Origin of the sequence: Mesorhizobium sp. M8A.F.Ca.ET.207.01.1.1, from assembly GCF_004794715.1 — a bacterium.
Classification (GTDB): Bacteria; Pseudomonadota; Alphaproteobacteria; order Rhizobiales; family Rhizobiaceae; genus Mesorhizobium.
In genome coordinates this window covers 50415-67310 of the sequence record NZ_SRUS01000001.1, presented here as the reverse complement: position 1 = coordinate 67310, position 16896 = coordinate 50415, and the positions used below count along the sequence as shown (strand labels likewise).

General features: G+C 64.1%; 13 protein-coding genes. 9 read left to right on the top strand and 4 right to left on the bottom strand.

All coding sequences use genetic code 11. From position 1 onward, the window contains the following. The first annotated feature begins 70 nt into the window (after positions 1–70). The 3 genes from EN850_RS00270 (at position 71) to EN850_RS00260 (ending at position 3922) form a co-directional block, all read left to right on the top strand. Positions 71–1513, top strand: a complete 1443-nt coding sequence (locus EN850_RS00270; RefSeq protein WP_127278924.1) for a methylmalonyl-CoA mutase subunit beta — start codon at positions 71–73, stop codon at positions 1511–1513. Further along, positions 1510–3630, top strand: coding sequence for a methylmalonyl-CoA mutase (gene scpA, locus EN850_RS00265; protein ID WP_136090361.1), 2121 nt, complete (start codon positions 1510–1512; stop codon positions 3628–3630). The genes EN850_RS00270 and scpA overlap by 4 nt, the downstream gene beginning before the upstream one ends. Before the next feature lie 64 nt (positions 3631–3694). Beyond that, a complete protein-coding gene (locus tag EN850_RS00260; protein ID WP_127871324.1) occupies positions 3695–3922 on the top strand; it encodes an AbrB/MazE/SpoVT family DNA-binding domain-containing protein in 228 nt (75 codons plus the stop codon). Positions 3923–3934: 12 nt separating this feature from the next. Here the strand turns inward: EN850_RS00260 and greA are convergent, their stop codons facing one another. Continuing rightward, on the bottom strand, positions 3935–4408 hold the full coding sequence (greA, locus tag EN850_RS00255) for a transcription elongation factor GreA (RefSeq protein WP_127280456.1): 474 nt from the start codon (positions 4406–4408) through the stop codon (positions 3935–3937). A gap of 136 nt (positions 4409–4544) precedes the next feature. Between greA and EN850_RS00250 the strand changes: the two genes are divergently transcribed. Next, positions 4545–5921 carry a TIGR03808 family TAT-translocated repetitive protein gene (locus EN850_RS00250; protein ID WP_136090360.1) on the top strand — a complete coding sequence of 459 codons (1377 nt, stop codon included), beginning with the start codon at positions 4545–4547 and terminating at the stop codon, positions 5919–5921. 2 nt (positions 5922–5923) lie between these two features. Here the strand turns inward: EN850_RS00250 and EN850_RS00245 are convergent, their stop codons facing one another. Together EN850_RS00245 and EN850_RS00240 are read right to left on the bottom strand one after the other, a co-directional pair. Then, on the bottom strand, positions 5924–6928 hold the full coding sequence (locus EN850_RS00245; RefSeq protein ID WP_135919504.1) for an asparaginase: 1005 nt from the start codon (positions 6926–6928) through the stop codon (positions 5924–5926). A gap of 27 nt (positions 6929–6955) precedes the next feature. After that, complete coding sequence (locus tag EN850_RS00240; protein WP_136090359.1) at positions 6956–8122, bottom strand: acetyl-CoA acetyltransferase; 1167 nt, start codon at positions 8120–8122, stop codon at positions 6956–6958. Between the two features lie 198 nt (positions 8123–8320). On the opposite strand from EN850_RS00240, the gene betI reads away from it, so the two are divergent. The 5 genes from betI (at position 8321) to betB (ending at position 14624) form a co-directional block, all read left to right on the top strand. Further along, positions 8321–8911: a transcriptional regulator BetI gene (betI, locus tag EN850_RS00235; protein WP_135915281.1), complete on the top strand. Its 591-nt coding sequence runs from the start codon at positions 8321–8323 to the stop codon at positions 8909–8911. Beyond that, positions 8908–10437, top strand: a complete 1530-nt coding sequence (betC, locus tag EN850_RS00230) for a choline-sulfatase (RefSeq protein ID WP_127277706.1) — start codon at positions 8908–8910, stop codon at positions 10435–10437. The genes betI and betC overlap by 4 nt, the downstream gene beginning before the upstream one ends. Continuing rightward, complete coding sequence (locus EN850_RS00225; RefSeq protein ID WP_189590921.1) at positions 10434–11438, top strand: threonine/serine dehydratase; 1005 nt, start codon at positions 10434–10436, stop codon at positions 11436–11438. The genes betC and EN850_RS00225 overlap by 4 nt, the downstream gene beginning before the upstream one ends. Further along, positions 11431–13083, top strand: coding sequence for a choline dehydrogenase (gene betA / locus EN850_RS00220; RefSeq protein ID WP_135863648.1), 1653 nt, complete (start codon positions 11431–11433; stop codon positions 13081–13083). Before EN850_RS00225 ends, betA begins: the two co-directional genes overlap by 8 nt. Positions 13084–13160: 77 nt before the next feature. Further along, positions 13161–14624: a betaine-aldehyde dehydrogenase gene (gene betB / locus EN850_RS00215; RefSeq protein ID WP_136090357.1), complete on the top strand. Its 1464-nt coding sequence runs from the start codon at positions 13161–13163 to the stop codon at positions 14622–14624. Between the two features lie 6 nt (positions 14625–14630). On the opposite strand, the gene EN850_RS00210 is transcribed toward betB, so the two are convergent. After that, entirely contained in the window at positions 14631–16865 is a 2235-nt protein-coding gene (locus EN850_RS00210; RefSeq protein WP_136090356.1) for a mannose-1-phosphate guanylyltransferase/mannose-6-phosphate isomerase, read from the bottom strand. Between the last annotated feature and the right edge of the window lie 31 nt (positions 16866–16896).

Genomic DNA, 16896 nt, shown 5'->3' with positions numbered 1-16896 from the left:
GCGGTAACCCACCGGGGACCGTAGACTGGGCTGGCCGGGCTGGTGCGGCCACACAGAACGAGGACGACGAATGGGCGCCGGAGCCTTGACCAGGGATGTTGAGCCAATGGATGCGGAGCGTCAGCGATGGCTGGCCTTGGCGGAAAAGGCGTTGGCCGGCGCATCCTTCGAGGAAAAGCTGATCTCGCATACCGACGACAACATCCGCGTCGAGCCGCTCTATGACCGCGCGACCGGAGCCGAACCGATCGTGCGCGCCAATCCTCAATCGCCCTGGATCGTCAGCCAGCGCGTCGACGACCCCGATGTCGATCGCGCCAAGAGCCAGGCCCTGGAAGACATTGCGCAAGGCGCGACGGGACTGTCGCTCGTCTTCGAAGGTGCCCCGAACGCGTTCGGCTACGGCCTGCCGAGGACGGCGCAGGCACTGGAGACGGTGCTGGAGGGCGTGCCCCTCAACAGGGTCCAGATCCGCATCGACACCCACCCCTGGAGCCGCCCCATGGCCGACTGGCTGGTGGCGTTCCTGAGCAAGCGGCGCTCCGATCCGGCAAAGCTCAACCTTTCCTTCGGCATCGATCCGGCGGCAGTCCTCGCCGGCACCGGCCGGCTGCGCATGTCGATCGAGGCGCTGCAAGAATCGATGCCGCAATCGCTGGCGCATTTCTTCTCGATGGGCGTTCCGGGTGTGCTCCTGGAGGCGGACGGTCGCGTTTTTCACAATGCCGGCGCCACGGAAGCGCAGGAACTCGGCATCATGCTGGCCTCGGCGGTCTCGTATCTGAGAATGTTCGAGAAGGCGCGGCAGCCGCTCGTCTATGCCGCGCCTCATATCGGTTTCGCGCTCAGCGTCGACCAGGACCAGTTCCTGTCAATGGCCAAGGTGCGGGCCTTGCGCAGGCTGTGGGCACGGGTGCAGGAGGCCTGCTCGATCCCCAATTCCACGGCCAACATCCATGCCGAGACATCATTTCGCATGATGACGGCACTGGACCCCGAAACCAACATCCTGCGCACGACGATCGGCTGCTTCGCCGCGGCGGCGGGAGGCGCCGATTCGATCTCAATCCTGCCGCATACGATCGCGCATGGCCTGCCGGCGGCTTTTGCCCGCCGCGTCGCGCGCAACGCGCAGTTGATCATGGCCAATGAAAGCCATGTCGACCATGTCGCCGATCCCGCCCATGGCTCCGGCGCCGTCGAAGCGCTGACGTCGGATCTTTGCGAAGCAGCGTGGGCGGAATTGCAGGCGATCGAGGCAGAGGGTGGCGTGCTCTCCAGCCTTCGGGACGGACATATCCAGCAACGCGTCCGCGCTGCCGCCGTCCAGCGCGGCATTGCCTTCAAGTCAGGCGAGCGGGCCATGATCGGCGCCACGCTTTATCCGTTGAAAGGCGAGCGTCCGGTCGAGACGCTGGACGCTGAGCGGCGACCTGCCTTCACCGAGGGCGTCGTCCTGTGCGAGCCGCTGCCTCCAGTCCGCATCGATCAATCCATCGGGGCCGCTTCTTGATTCCGGATTTCAGTCAGATCGGCTGGGTGCCACCGCGCCGCGCGCCTGTCGAGGTCAAGGGGCAGCGGACGACGCCGGAAGGCCTCGTCGTCAAGCATCTCTACAATCAGGGCGACCTCAAGGGCCTGCCGCATCTCGACACCTATCCCGGCCTGCCGCCCTTCGTGCGTGGCCCCTACCCAACCATGTATGTCCAGCAGCCCTGGACGATCCGGCAATATGCAGGCTTTTCGACCGCCGAAGAGTCCAACGCCTTTTACCGGCGCAACCTTGCCGCCGGCCAGAAAGGTCTTTCGGTTGCCTTCGATCTTGCCACCCATCGCGGCTATGACTCAGACCATCCGCGTGTCGCCGGCGATGTCGGCATGGCGGGCGTGGCCATCGATTCCATCCTCGACATGCGTCAGTTGTTCGACGGCATTCCGCTCGGCGACATGACCGTGTCGATGACGATGAACGGAGCCGTGCTGCCGATCATGGCGCTCTACATCGTGGCGGCGGAAGAGCAAGGCGTCGCACAGGAGGATCTGGCGGGGACCATTCAGAACGACATTCTGAAGGAGTTCATGGTCCGCAACACCTACATCTATCCGCCGAAGCCCTCGATGCGGATCGTCTCGGACATCTTCTCCTACACCTCGAAGAACATGCCGAAGTTCAACTCGATATCGATCTCCGGCTACCATATGCAAGAGGCCGGCGCGACCGCCGACCTGGAGCTCGCCTATACGATCGCCGACGGTATCGAATATGCCCGCGCCGGCGTCGCGGCAGGGCTCGGCATCGACCGTTTCGCGCCGCGCCTGTCCTTCTTCTGGGCGATCGGCATGAACTTCTTCATGGAAGTGGCCAAGCTCAGGGCCGCGCGCCTGTTGTGGGCGACGCTGATGAAAAAGAATTTCGCGCCGAAGGACGAGCGATCGCTGTCGCTGCGTACCCATTGCCAGACTTCCGGCTGGTCGCTGACGGCGCAGGATCCCTACAACAACATCATCCGCACCATGATCGAGGCGATGGCGGCGACCCAAGGGCATACCCAGTCGCTGCACACCAATTCCTTCGACGAGGCAATGGCGCTACCGACCGACCATTCGGCGCGCATCGCCCGCAACACGCAACTTGTCCTGCAGAAGGAATCCGGCACCACGCGCATCATCGATCCGTGGGGCGGTTCGGCCTATCTCGAGCGGCTGACACACGATCTGGCGGCGCGTGCGCTTGCTCATATCGAGGAGGTCGAGGCTCTCGGCGGCATGGCGGCGGCGATCGAAAAGGGCATACCCAAGCTGCGCATCGAGGAAGCGGCGGCCCGCACGCAGGCGCGCATCGATTCCGGCGAGCAGATGCTGGTCGGCGTCAATGCGCATCGCCCGGAGAACGACATCGAGGTCGATGTGCTGAAGATCGACAATGCCGAGGTCAGGGCCCGGCAACTCTCGAAGCTGCAACGGCTGAAAGGCACGCGCGACGTCGCCGCCGTCGAAAGCGCGCTCGATGCGCTGACACGTGCCGCACAAGGCGAGGACAATCTCCTTGAATTCGCCATCCGCGCCGCGCGCGCCAACGCCACTGTCGGCGAAATCTCGTTCGCCTTGGAACGAGCCTATGGCCGCCATGTGGCCACGGTGCAGACCATTTCCGGCGTCTACCGCAAGGCGCTCGGCGACAATCCGGTGGTCGACCGGCTGCGGGACAAGCTTGATGCCTTCGAAAAGAAAAATGGCGGCAAGCCGCGCATTCTCGTGGCCAAGATGGGACAGGACGGCCACGACCGCGGACAGAAGGTGATCGCCACGGCTTTCGCCGATCTCGGCTTCGACGTCACCGTCGGCGCCATGTTCCAGACACCGGAAGAGATCGCGAAACTGGCCGTCGGGCACGATGTCCACATCATCGGCGCCTCGTCGCTGGCGGCGGGACACCTGACGCTGATCCCCGAATTGCGCGACGCGCTGAAAAAGCTCGGCCGCGGCGACATGCTGATCGTGGCCGGCGGCGTCATCCCGCCGCAGGACCATGAGGCTGTGCTGAAGGCGGGGGCTGCGGAAATTTTCCCGCCGGGCACGGTTATTCCGGAGGCGGCCGAGAGGCTGCTGCATCGGCTGCTGGCGCGTTGAGCGAAACATTGTAGCGCCGGAAAGGTTGTGTCACAATGACGAACGCAACCAAGGGTAACGGCCCGTGAAGACTATTGTCCGCAAGCTCGACGACGGATCAGGTGTCGTGATCTTGCCGCAGGAAATGCTGGACAACCTGAACATGCGAGTAGGCGATCAATTCCAGATCATCGAAACCGATGACGGCGTCATTCTAAGACCGATGAGAAGTGACGACGTCGAACGGCAGATGCGCGCTGCTCGTGATGTCATGGACCAGTATGAGGCCGTATTGCAAAGGATGGCCAAGTAGACGGGCCTTGCGTCAACTCTCTGAGAGCTTGACGATCTCCCACTCCTTGCCATTGACGCTGGCGACGTCGCCGACCTTCTTGCCGAATAGCGCCACTGCCATCGGCGAGACATGCGAGATGCTGCCCTTGGCGGGATCGGCTTCGTCCTCGCCGACGATCTTCCAGTGCACCTTCTTGCCGTCATCGCTTTCCAGCGTGACACCCATGCCGAAGCGGACGACGTCGCTGCCGGGCTCCGGTACGGACAGTTCGGCGTTCTCCCGCCGCGCGGTCCAGTAGCGCAGGTCACGCGACACGACCGCGATGCGCTCGCGATCGGCCTTTCTCTCGGCTTTCGCCAGCACGTCGCGCAAATCGGCCAGATTGTCCTCGATCTGCGCCAGGCCGCGCTCGGTCACCAGGTTGCGGTGCGTGCTGATCGGCCTCTCGCCAACGCCGGCGATGGCATTCTCGCTGTCTTCCTCGCGGGTAAAAGCTCTGCTCATCTCCTGAACTTAGGCGCCGAGTGGCCGCTCGACAAGCCATGCCCCCCGAGAACGGCTGCCCAGCGTCTGGCATGATTCCTGCGGTGTCAGGACTGGACACTGGGGTGTCGGGACTGAACACTTGGATTGTGTGCCGATGTTGAACAGACGAATGCTGCTGACTCAGACCGCCGGCTTTGCCGTGATGGGCCTCGCGCTCGGCAAGGCGGCGGCCGCCAGCCTGACCGGCATCGAGAAGGCCTCGATGCGCGGTTCCATCAATGCCACGGAACTTGGCGTGCAGCCCGGCACGTTTGACGACCAGAGCAAGGCCTTCGCCAAGCTGCTGCGCGATGCCAACGGCCGCGACATGCCAGTCTTCCTGCCGCCCGGCACCTATGTGGTGTCCAATCTCTCGCTGCCTGGCCGCGTGGGTCTGTCCGGGGTACCGGGTGCGACGCGGATCGTCTATGGCGGCGACGGCCATCTGTTCATGGCGGAACAGGCCGACCATATCGAACTCAGCGGGCTGGTCTTCGACGGTTCGAACCGCTCGATGGGCGACTATGCACAAGGGCTGCTCGATCTGCGCCGGGTCGCTCACCTGGTGGTGGATAACTGCCAGATCACCGGAAGCGGCAAGAACGGGCTGGCGCTGGAACACGCGGCGGGCAGGATCGAGCGTTCGGACATATCAGGAGCGGCGGACGCCGGCATCTATTCCGTCGAAGCCGCAGGACTGGCAGTCACCGGCAACACCGTCTCCGATTGCGCCAATGGCGGCATCCTCGTGCACCGCTGGCAAGCCGCGGAAGACGGCACCATGGTCACCGGCAACCGCGTCGAACGCATTGGCGCGCGCAGCGGCGGGACCGGCCAGAACGGCAACGGCATCAATGCCTTCCGCGCTGGAAATGTCGTTATCTCGGGCAATGTGGTTTCGGACTGCGCGTTCTCGGCGATCCGCGCCAACAGTTCCAGCAATCTGCAGATATCGGGCAACACCTGCGCACGCTCGGGCGAGACCGCGGTCTACTCCGAGTTCTCGTTCGAGGGCGCCGTCATCTCCAACAACATCGTCGACGGTGCGGCCAACGGTATCTCGATCGTCAACTTCAACGAAGGCGGCCGCATGGGTGTCTGCTCCGGCAACATCGTGCGCAATTTGTCGACATCAGGCCCCTACACCGCCGACCCGCCCGGTTTCGGCGTCGGTATCGCCGTCGAAGCCGACACCATTGCTTCCAGCAACGTCATCGAGAATGCACCGCTCTACGGCATGTCGATCGGCTGGGGGCCGTATCTGCGTAATGTCGTGGCCACGGGAAACATCATCCGCAAGGCAGGCACCGGTATCGTCGTCAGCGTGGTCGAGGGCGCCGGCACCGCCGTCATCTCCGACAATGTCATCGACGGTGCGTCGAACGGGGCGGTTGTCGGCCAGCGCTGGGCCGAGCCGGTGACGTCAGACCTTACCCAGACCAGCAGCAGCGGCTTTGCGCATCTGACCGTCGAGCGCAACCGCGTCAGCTGACCTCAATTCAAGGCTGGCGTCGGCCTCAGCGCCCCGACCTTGGCGCCAATCCGGCTTTCGATTGGCGCGTTCGCCAGGTCCAACAACTTCGCGGCCACGGTTTCGTCCGCCCGCAGCAGCCTGGCGAGGACGGCAGCGGCGATTGCGTCGCCAGCGCGCCCGGCACCGTCATCGCATTTGACGGCGATACCGAGACCGAGTTCCGGAAGCGCGGCACAATGGACGCCCTCGGCCCCGCCTTTGGCAAAAATCCGCCCGGGAGCGGCTTCCATCAGCAACAGGTCCGCACGGCCTGTGCCCGCGACGAAGAACGGCTCCGCCATACAGGCCGAAAGCAGTCGCTTCGCAGCTTTCGCCCGCTCGGGGCCAAAGCCCTGTCCCGTCGCCATGCGGGCAAAGCCGAGCGCGAAACTCCTCAGCGGCACCGCATAGGTCGGGATCGAGCAGCCATCGGTCGCGCGTTCGTCGGCGCCGTGGACAGCGCCGGTGACCGACTGCATGGCGTCGCGCACCATTTCCTGCAAAGCGTGCCCCGGCTTGACGTAGCCGCGATGCTCAATGCCGGAATGCACGCAGGTGCAAAGGAAGCCGGAATGCTTGCCGGAACAGTTGTTGTGAAGCGCATTTGGTGAACCGCCGGCACGTGCGAGCGCAATCTCGGCGTCATGGTCCGAGGGCCAGTGGGTGCCGCATTCGAGCGCCGACCTATCCAGCCCGGCCCCGGCCAGCATGGACCGCGCCAGGTCGACATGTGCCGGCTCGCCGGAATGGGAGGCACACGCTAGCGCCAGTTCGCGGTTGCCGAAGCCGTAGGCATCGGCGGCACCCGTTTCGACAAGCGGCAGGGCCTGGATCGCCTTGACGGCAGAGCGGGGAAAGACCGGCTTCGATGTGTCGCCGATCTCCAGGACCGGCTTGCCGCCGGCATCGAAGACGGCGACGGCGCCGCGATGGGCGCTCTCGACAATGGCGCCGCGCAAGACTTCGATCAGAACCGGATTGGCCATGTCACCTCCCGTGAATGCCGGGGCGGTTTACCTGATCCGATCAAGAATGGAAACGTAGTTGGCGACAGCCGCGCCGCCCATGTTGAAAATGCCGCCGAGTTTTGCGCCCGGCACCTGGATGCCACCGGCTTCGCCAACAAGCTGCATGGCGGTCAAGACATGCATGGAGACGCCGGTGGCGCCGATCGGATGGCCCTTGGCTTTCAGGCCGCCGGAAGGATTGACCGGCAGGCGACCGTCTTTTGCCGTTGTGCCATCCAGCGCCAGCTTAGCGCCCTCACCGGGCTTGGCCAGTCCCATCGCCTCATACTCGATCAGTTCGGCGATGGTAAAACAGTCATGCGTCTCGACGAAGGAGAGATCGTCGAGCGTCACGCCGGCATTCTTCAAAGCGCGGGTCCAGGCCTGCTCGCAGCCTTCGAAGGCCAGGATGTCGCGCTTCGACATCGGCAGGAAATCCTGTACGTGTTCGTTGGCGCGGAAGGCAACGGCGCGGCGCATCTTCAGTGCCGTCGCCGTGTCGGCAAGGACAAGGGCAGCGGCGCCGTCGGAAACCAGCGAGCAATCAGTGCGCTTCAAGGGTCCCGCGACGAACGGGTTTTTCTCGCTCTCCTGCCGGCAGAAATCGTAGCCTAAATCCTTGCGCATCTGGGCATAGGGATTGTCGACGCCGTTCTTGTGGTTCTTGGCGGCGATCATGGCGAGCGCATCCGACTGGTCGCCATAGCGTTGGAAATAGCCCTGCGCGATCTTGCCGAAGACGCCGGCAAAGCCGGCCGGCGTGTCACCGTCCTCGGGCAGATAGGACGCCTTGAGCAGGTTCTTGCCGATCTCGGGCCCGGGCGTTGTCGTCATCTGCTCGGCGCCGACCACCAGAACGACCCGGGCAGCGTTTGCATCGATCGCGCGGATGCCTTGCCGGACGGCGGCCGAACCGGTTGCGCAAGCATTCTCGACGCGCGTGGCCGGCTTGAAGCGCAGCCGGTCATCGGCCTGGAGAACCAGGCTTGCGGTGAAATCCTGCGCCGAAAAGCCGGCGTTGAAATGGCCAAGCACGATCTCGTCGACCTCGTCCGGGCCGATGCCGGCATGATCGAGCGCGTCCGTCGCGACCTTGACGATCAGGTTTTCGAGCGTCTCGCCCTCGAGCTTGCCGAAGCGCGAATGTGCCCAGCCAACGATACATGCGGTCATGCCGGTCTCCATCCTTGGCGCCAGCCTAGCATGTGGGCTCATGGCGCACTTCGTCTTTATTGTTCAAATATAAACATTCCTGCTCGAACCGTGAAGAGCCGCCGCGCAACAATCGCTTGGTGCAGGTCGCGTCAGCATCGATTTTTTGTTGATTGACGCGTCAATAAAAAATAATCTCCCGAAAAGATCGGGAACAGCATGCCAAAGGTCGGAATGGAGCCATTGCGCCGCAAGGCGCTCATCGACGCGACGATCTCGGCGATCGGCGAGCGCGGCTCGCTTGACGTGACCATGTCCGAGATTGCCGGACGCGCCGGTGTGTCTTCGGCCCTTGCCCATCACTATTTCGGCGCCAAGGACGAGCTGCTGTTCGCGACGATGCGGCACATCCTGGCCGAACTGACCATCGACATGCGCCGCGCGCTTCAATCCACCACCTCCCCGCGCGAGCGCGTGTCGGCCGTGGTCGCCGTCAATTTTTCCGACATCCAGTTCCAGGCGGAGACCATCGCCGCATGGCTCGCCTTCTATGTCGAGGCGCAGCAATCGTCCTCGCTGCGCCGGTTGCTCAGAGTCTACGCAAGGCGGCTGCATTCGAACCTGATGAGCGGTTTGATCGGTATCCTGCCCAGGACCGAAGCCGACCGCGCCGCGGAAGCGACGGCGGCAATGATCGACGGGCTCTACATCAGGCGCGCGCTGAAGGATGGCGTGCCCGACGCCGCGACCGCGATCGCGCTGGTCGAGGACTATCTCGAAACCAAACTTGGCGGACAGCACAAACAGTGACAGCGAAGCGACCCAATTTCCTGATCGTCATGGTCGACCAGCTCAACGGGACTTTTTTCCCGGATGGGCCAGCGGAATTTCTACACACGCCGCATCTGAAAGCGCTGGCGGCGCGTTCGGCGCGCTTTGCCAACAACTACACCGCCTCGCCGCTTTGCGCACCGGGCCGCGCCTCGTTCATGAGCGGCCAGTTGCCGTCGCGCACCGGTGTCTACGACAATGCCGCTGAATTTACCTCGTCGATCCCGACCTTCGCCCATCATTTGCGTGCCGCCGGCTACTACACCTGCCTGTCGGGCAAGATGCATTTCGTCGGACCGGATCAGTTGCACGGTTTCGAGGAGCGGCTGACCACCGACATCTATCCGGCGGATTTCGGCTGGACGCCGGACTACCGCAAACCCGGCGAGCGCATCGAGTGGTGGTATCACAATCTGGGTTCGGTAACCGGCGCCGGCATCGCCGAGACCACCAACCAGATGGAGTATGACGACGAGGTCGTGTTCCTCGCGTCTCAGAAGCTCTATCAGCTTTCACGCGAACAGGACGATGCAAGCCATCGGCCATGGTGCCTCACCGTCTCGCTGTCGCACCCGCACGATCCCTATGTCGCGCGCAAGCAGTATTGGGATCTCTATGAGCATTGCCAGGCGCTGGACCCGGAAACTGGCTTCATCGCGCATGACGAGCAGGATACGCATTCCCAGCGGCTGTACCACGCCAGCGACTATCCCTCTTTCGAGATCACACCGGAGCAGGTGCGTCGTTCGCGGCGCGGCTATTTCGCCAACATCTCCTATGTCGACGACAAGCTCGGCGAGCTCCTCGACGTTCTCACCCGAACGCGCATGCTCGACGACACGATCATCCTGTTCTGCTCCGATCACGGCGACATGCTGGGCGAGCGAGGCCTGTGGTTCAAGATGAGCTTCTTCGAAGGCTCGGCGCGGGTGCCGCTGATGATCGCCGGCAAGGGCGTGCCGGCCGGGCTGATCGACGCGCCGGTCTCCAATCTCGACGTGGCGCCAACGCTTTGCGACCTCGCCGGCATCGACATCGGGTCGATCGCGCCGTGGACCGACGGCCAGTCGCTGCTGCCGCTCACCAAGGGCGGGCAGCGCACGGCACCGGTGTTGATCGAGTACGCCGCGGAAGGCTCCTATGCGCCCTTGGTGGCAATCCGCGAGGGCCGCTACAAATTCGTCCATTGCGAACTCGATCCGCCGCAATTGTTCGATCTCGAAGCCGATCCGCTGGAGCGGGACAATCTTGCCGATGATCCCGCCAATGTGGCGTTGGTGGCCGAGTTCATGGACAAGGTCAGGGCGCGTTGGGACATGGCCGGCTTCGACGCCGCCGTGCGCGAGAGCCAGGCGCGCCGCTGGGTGGTCTATCCGGCGCTGCGCAATGGCGCCTATTACCCCTGGGATTTCCAGCCACTGCAGAAGGCGTCAGAGCGGTACATGCGCAATCACATGAACCTCGACAATCTCGAAGAGAGCAAAAGGTATCCGCGAGGCGAATGATGACAGATCTTCTCGTTCCCACCCTCGATCATCTCATGCAGGCCTATGCCGTCACCTCCCAGGCGACACAGGTCACGCCGCTGCTGGAATCGACGGCACTCGCCAAGGAAACCGGTGCGGCCCGGGTCTTCATCAAGCCGGAATCGCTGCAGTGGGCCGGATCCTTCAAGGTTCGCGGCGCCTATTGGCGGCTGAAGCGGCTTTCGCCCGACGAAGCAAGGAAGGGCGTCGTCGCCTATTCCTCCGGCAATTTCGCGCAAGGGCTGGCGGCCGCCGGACAGGCGCTCGGCATCCCGGTCACCATCGTCATGCCGATCGACGCCCCGGCCGCCAAGCGTGATGCGACATCAGGCTATGGCGCCCGCGTCGTGCTGACCGATCATGGCGATCGGGCGCGTGAAGAGGTCGCGGCCGCAAAAGCGCGCGAGATCGCGGAGACCGAAGGTCTGGCTCTGCTGCATCCGTTCGACGATCCCGAGATCGTCGCCGGCCAGGCGGGCGCCGGCCTCGAGGCGCTCGACCAGCTGTCGGCCAAGGACGCCAGCGCTGATCTTTTGTTCTGCTCGGTCGGCGGCGGTGGGCTGATCGGCGGCGTTTCGCTCGCCTTCCACTATCTGTCGCCGGCGACCGAGATCATCGGCGTCGAGCCCGAAGGGTTCAACGGCATGGGCTCGTCACTGGCGCATGGCTCGATCGAGACCATGCCGATTGGCCCGAAGTCGATCTGCGACGGGCTGATGTCGCGCCGGCCCGGCGACGCCCCCTTCGCAGCAGTCAAGGCAGCGGGTGTTCGCGGCATCACCGTCGAGGACCAGTCGGTGCGGCGGGCAATGAAGATCGCCTTCGAGCGGATGAAGCTGGTGCTGGAGCCTTCGGGCGCGGCGTCGCTGGCGGCACTGCTCGGTGGCAAGGTGGATGTGGCGGGAAAGACCGTCCTCGTGGTGGCAACCGGCGGCAATGTCTCGCTCGCCGATTTTATGGCGCATATGAACGATGCTTGAAGCGGATTTCGTCATCATCGGCTCCGGCTCCGCCGGCTCGGCCATGGCCTATCGCCTGTCTGAGGACGGCAAGCATTCGGTCATCGTCATCGAATTCGGCGGCACCGATCTCGGACCTCTGATCCAGATGCCGTCGGCGCTGTCGATCCCGCTCAACATGAACCTCTACGACTGGGGGTTCGCCAGTGAGCCGGAGCCGCATCTGGGCGGCCGCGTGCTGGCGACGCCGCGCGGCAAGGTGATCGGCGGCTCGTCTTCGATCAACGGCATGGTCTATGTGCGCGGCCACGCCCGTGACTTCGACCATTGGGCCGAACAGGGAGCGGCCGGCTGGGGTTTTGCTGACGTGCTCCCCTATTTCAAGCGCATGGAAGATTCCGACGGTGGCGAGGATGGCTGGCGCGGGCACGGCGGCCCGCTGCATGTGCAGCGCGGCTCGCGGCGCAATCCGCTCTATGGCGCCTTCGTCGAAGCGGGCCGGCAGGCAGGGTTTGAACTGACCGACGACTACAATGGCGCCAAGCAGGAAGGCTTCGGGCCGATGGAGCAGACCATTCTGGGCGGCCGCCGGTGGTCGGCGGCATCAGCCTATCTGAAGCCGGCGCTTCGGCGCAAAAACGTGAGTCTGGTCAAGGGCTTCGCGCGCCGGGTGATCATCGAGAATCAACGCGCCATCGGCGTCGAGATCGAAGCTCACAAACAGATTCAGGTCGTTAAGGCGCGACGCGAAGTGATCGTCGCGGCATCGTCGATCAACTCGCCAAAGATCCTGATGCTGTCCGGTATCGGCCCGGCCGGGCATTTGCGCGAAAACGGCATTGCCGTCGTGGCCGACCGGCCCGGTGTGGGCGGCAACCTGCAGGACCATCTGGAGCTCTACATCCAGCAGGAATCGACCAAGCCGATCACCCTGAATTCAGTGCTGAACCCGTTCTCCAAGGCGATGATCGGGGCGCAATGGCTGTTCTTCAAATCGGGCCTGGGCGCCACCAATCATTTCGAGGCGGCCGCCTTCGTGCGCTCGCAGGCAGGCGTCGACTATCCCGACATCCAGTACCACTTCATCCCGGCGGCGGTGCGTTATGACGGCAAGGCGGCGGCGAAGTCGCATGGCTTCCAGGCGCATGTCGGGCCGATGCGCTCGAAGTCGCGCGGCTCGGTGACGTTGCGCTCGCCGGATCCGAAAGCGAAGCCGGTCATCCGCTTCAACTACATGTCGCATCCGGACGACTGGGCGGAGTTCCGTCACTGCATCCGCCTGACCCGCGAAATCTTCGGCCAGTCGGCCTTCGATGCCTACCGCGGACAGGAACTCTCGCCGGGCAGCCATGTGCAGTCGGATGACGATCTCGATATGTTCATTCGCGACCATGCCGAAAGCGCCTACCACCCTTGCGGCACCTGTCGAATGGGCCGGGTCGATGATCAATCGAGCGTCGTCGATCCGGAATGCCGGGTCATCGGCGTCGACGGATTACGGGTCGCCGACTCCTCGATCTTCCCGCGCGTGACCAACGGCAACCTCAACGCACCATCGATCATGACCGGCGAGAAGGCGTCCGATCACATCCTTGGCCGTACACCGCTCGCGCCGTCCAACCAGGAGCCATGGATCAATCCGCGCTGGCAGGCGTCTGACAGATAGGCCATGATCCGGGCAACGGATCGAGCCGCCTCGATAGATTGAGCCGCCCACTTGGGCGCAGACGATTTGGAGATCCCATGCGCGCCCAGCCCACGGCTTCGCACTATGTCAACGGACGCTATATCGAGGACGAAGGCGGCGCGCCGCTGCCGGTGATCTATCCTGCCACGGGCGAGACCATCGCCATGCTGCGTTCGGCGACGCCGAACGTGCTGGAACTCGCTATCGAGGCCGCACGCGCCGCACAGCCGGCCTGGGCGCGGCTCAAGCCGGTCGAGCGCGGCCGCATTCTGCGCCGTGCCGCCGACATTTTGCGCGCCCGCAACGCCGACCTTGCCCGCATCGAGACGCTGGACACCGGCAAGGCGATCCAGGAGACGCTGGTGGCGGACGCGCCTTCAGCAGCCGATTGCCTTGAATATTTCGCCGGCGCGGTCGCCGTCTTCAATGGCGAAGCGGTCGACCTCGGCGGACCCTTCGCCTACACGCGCCGCGAGGCGCTTGGCGTCTGCGTCGGCATCGGCGCATGGAACTATCCGATCCAGATCGCCGGCTGGAAATCGGCGCCGGCGCTTGCCATGGGCAATGCCATGGTGTTCAAGCCATCGGAAAACACGCCGCTTTCGGCGCTGGCGCTGGCCGAGATCTACTCGGAAGCCGGCCTGCCCGATGGGCTGTTCAACGTCGTGCAAGGCTATGGCGATGTCGGCGCCGGGCTGGTCGGCCATGATGTCGTCGCCAAGGTTTCGGTGACCGGCTCGGTGCCGACCGGGCGCAAGGTCCTGTCGCTGGCCGGCTCAGGGATGAAGCACGCGACGATGGAACTCGGCGGCAAGTCGCCGCTGATCGTCTTCGACGATGCCGATCTCGAAAACGCCATTGGCGGCGCCATGCTCGGCAATTTCTATTCGAGCGGCCAGATCTGTTCCAACGGCACGCGCGTCTTCGTGCAGAGCGGCATTCACGACCGCTTTGTCGAGCGGCTGGTCGAGCGAACCAAGAAAATCCGCATCGGCGATCCGCTCGATCCGGATACGCAGATGGGTCCGTTGGTCAACAAGGCGCAGCAAGACAAGGTCGTCGGCTATATCGCGGCTGGCAAGCAGGATGGCGCCACGCTCGCTTGCGGCGGCAACGTGCCGTCGCTGCAGGGCTTCCAGGGCGGCTTCTTCGTCGAGCCTACGGTCTTCACCGGCGTCACCGACACCATGCGCATCGCCCGCGAGGAGATTTTCGGCCCGGTCATGAGCGTGCTGAAATTCGACGGTGAGGACGAGGTTATAGACCGCGCCAACGACACCGAGTTCGGCCTTGCCGCGGGCGTGTTCACACGCGACCTGCCGCGTGCCCACCGCGTCATTGCCGAGTTGCAGGCCGGAACCTGCTGGATCAACGCCTACAATCTGACCCCTGTGGAAATCCCCTTCGGCGGGGTCAAGCAATCGGGCATCGGCCGCGAGAATTCGCTGGCGGCACTGGCGCTCTATTCGCAGCTGAAGTCGATCTATGTCGAGACCGGGGACGTGGCAAGCCCGTACTGATCCCGCCTACTTCTCCACCGTCCCATCCAGATACTGGGTCAGCGCACAGACCAGATGGTAGAAGATGCTCGCCGGCACGTCTGACGCCAGCGAGCGGCCGCGTTCGTCGATGCGGTCGATCCAGAGGCCGAGCGGCGCCGGGTCGATGTGCCAGCGGAACAGCCGGCCGACGCGCGCCTCGATCTCCGGCTTGAGATCAGGGCCGCCCGAGCCATCCAGCGCGATCGCCGCCTTGAGCGCTTCGGCCTGCGGCCAACTGCGCGACATCAGGTCGAGCGGCAGGCCCTGCCGCGAGACTGCCCCATAGGCAAGGCCGGTGGCGCGGTTAAGGCCGTTGGCGATCGCCGAGGCATAGAGTTTTCGGGCATAGGCGCTCAGCTCGGCCTGGCCGCTTCGATCGGCAAAATCGACCAGCAGCGATGCCCATTCGAAGTGATGGCCGGGTTCGGTCCAGGTTCCCTTCTCTCCCAAGACCGGTTTCCATTCGGAATCGAAAAACTCGCCGAGCGTCCAGCTCTCGGGGTCGAAGAAATGGCTGCGGAAGAGGTCGATGATGCGGGCCGCGCGTCGCAGATGCGCGCGCTCTCCGGTCGCCTGGTGCCAGGCCAGGAAAGCTTCGAGCAGATGCATGTGCGGATTGGAGCGCCGCTCGCCGGCCCCATCCGATGTCTCGAGGAACCCCGTCATGCGGCTGTCCTCCAGATGCGCATCGAGGAAGGCGAAGGTCTCCTCGCCGAGCCGCAAGGCATCGGGATTGCCCGACATATGCGCGTGCGCCAGTGCCAGCAGAATGCAGGAATGATCGTAGGCGTCCTCGACCGGGTCGGCGACGGAGCCATCGACATTCAGCGTGCGCACCCAACCGCCCCGTTCGGTGCGGCCCTGCCCTGCCATGAAATCGATGCCATGCGCGATCAGCCGGTCGGCCGGGCCGGTCCAGCCACGTTCCTTGGCAACGGCGAAAGCATAGACCTGCCTGGCCTGGGTGCGCATGCGCTTGGGCTTGACGAGCGGCCTGGTGTCGAAACCCAGCGCCTCGTGGAAGCCGCCATGGCGCTCGTCGACGCCTGATGTCGACCATAGCGGCAAGGTCTCCTGGAACAGCCAGTGATGCACGCGCCGCCGCCAGGCGCCGCTTTCGATGACGCGGTCGTGCGCTGGCGTGAATCTGGTTTCCAGCCGTCCCGATTTTTCGAGTTGTTCGACGATCTTCTTGACGTGCTGGCTGTGGCTCACCGGGGCAACGAAAGTGGCATCCGCCGTCGAGACGATGGCAACGTCCTTCATGCCGATCGCCGACAGCAGGCGGCCGTCGCTGCGGATATAGGAATTCTCACAATCGATGGCGACGACATCACCGACGACGACGTTGCCTCGCTCGTCAGCGGGACCGACGTCGAGGAGCGATTGCCAGGAGCCGAGATCGTTCCAGCGGAAACCGGCCGGCACCATGGCGATGTCTTTTGCCCGCTCCATGATGGCATAGTCGATCGAGTTCGACGGGATGGCCGCGTAGAGCTCCAGCGGCATATAGAGGCCGGACAGGTCCGATGTCGCCGCCTTGTAGGCCGCTTCGGTAGTGCGCCAGATATCGGGCTGGAATGCCTCGAAGGCGTCGCGCATGGCACCCGCCCGAAACAGGAAGATGCCGGTGTTCCAGTAGAAATTTCCCGCCTTGAGATAATCATTGGCCGTCGCGAGGCCGGGCTTCTCGACGAAGCGCGAAACGTCGAACACCCCGCCCTTCTCGGCCGATACCTCGATATAGCCGTAACCGGTTTCCGGCTGGGTCGGCTTGATGCCGAACACCACCAGGCGGCCGGCGCGCGCCGCCTGCGATCCCGCTTCGATACTTTGCCAGAATTGCCCCGCCGTCGCTATTTCATGGTCGGAAGGCACCACCAGCACCAGGCTGTCGCCGAATTCCGACAGAGTGCGCAGCGTCGCCAGTGCTACGGCGGCGGCGGTGTTGCGTCCCGCGGGCTCGAACAGCGGGCCGCCCCCGGCAAGATCGAGACCGGCCAAGTCGGCATGGACACGATCGGCGTGACGTTCCGAGGCGATCAGGAAGATCGGCGTCTCGCCAGCCGGTCTCGCCGTCAGGCGGCGCAAGGTCTTGGCCAGCATGGAGCCATCGCCCGACAGATCGTGGAACTGCTTGGGATTGTCCTCGCGTGACAGCGGCCATAGCCGAGAGCCAACGCCGCCGCTCATGACAAAACTGACGATCCGCTCGGTCATTCAGGTCTCGCGCTCGGGAATTGGAGGTCGA